General features: G+C 40.6%; 2 protein-coding genes. One reads left to right on the forward strand and one right to left on the reverse strand.

All coding sequences use genetic code 11. The features are described from left to right. A partial coding sequence (locus tag H5202_RS22995) for a LysR substrate-binding domain-containing protein (protein WP_259397461.1) occupies positions 1-411 on the forward strand: 411 nt, incomplete at its 5' end. Positions 412-477: 66 nt separating this feature from the next. On the opposite strand, the gene H5202_RS23000 is transcribed toward H5202_RS22995, so the two are convergent. Then, positions 478-1,125, reverse strand: a 648-nt coding sequence (locus tag H5202_RS23000) for a CBS domain-containing protein (RefSeq protein ID WP_182774055.1), incomplete at its 5' end; no start/stop codon positions are given.

The raw sequence follows: 1,125 nt of genomic DNA on the forward strand, positions 1-1,125 counted from the left end.
TGCAGCAACCACCACAAGATGGTTGCTGCACCACATCACCCTTATGCCAATGCTGAAAAAATTAGTTTAGCGCAATTGGAACAAGCAAAATGGGTACTTAGAGAGCAAGGTGCTGGTACTAGACGTATTTTTGAGGGCGCCATCCATGGTGTAATTGAAAAGCTCAATGTCTGGAAAGAGTACGAACATGTATTGCTGTTAAAGGCATTAGTCAGAAATGGGGCTTACTTAAGCTGCCTGCCCCATATTACCGTAGAGCAAGATGTTGCTGAAGGTAAGCTGGTTATTATTGATACACCACAGCTTAACCTACAGCGTCAATTGTCTTTTGTATGGCGTAATGATGCGGGTGATAATCCGCTGCGTGATTGCGTCCTAAATGAAGCAAGACGTATGAGTAAAACGCTTTAATGGTATTTGATAACGCCTTTAATTAACCACTTGATGGATTGTTAAAGGAGTTATCGATTGAGTTGACTATCCCATCACCGAACACATTTTAGTGGCTATCTGTTCTCGAGTAATAACCCCAAGCAATAACCCTTCATTCACCACAGGAAAACTACTCGGTTTATTCGCAGAAGCATGTCTTAAGCGTTCTTCATAACTCATAAAGCGACTACCGGTATACATTCCGCTAGCGGTAACAGGAAACAGCTTCTCTCTGTCGACAACCATTAACTCAACAAGATCAGCAATTTTATCGTTACCAGATACTGTCATCACTTGCGTCTGCATTAAATCAGCAACATGACTATTAATGTGTTTGTTATATTCTTCAGACCATAAGCATCTTAATAAATCTTGCTGAGATACGAATCCTAATAAACGATTTTGCTTGTCGACAACTGGTGCACCGCGTTCTTGCGCAGCAGTGAGTTGCATCAGTCCTTCATGAATAGAGAGTTCTGGTGATAATGTAAAAGGTGTGGCTTCCATTAATTCACTGACAGTAAGATTAATAATTGATTTAGGCATAGCAGTTCTCCCATTCGTTTTTAGCGAAGGTGTAAGGTTAGATTCATGGTGGATTTGGGTTAATACTGAATGTGATTTGAAAAAGTCTGTGGTCGATTGACTGACCATTGATCGACTTGATATTGGTACGTTGGGTATTGGTTTATC

The organism is Shewanella sp. SG41-4, from assembly GCF_014164505.1.
In the GTDB taxonomy this organism is placed as follows: domain Bacteria; phylum Pseudomonadota; class Gammaproteobacteria; order Enterobacterales; family Shewanellaceae; genus Shewanella.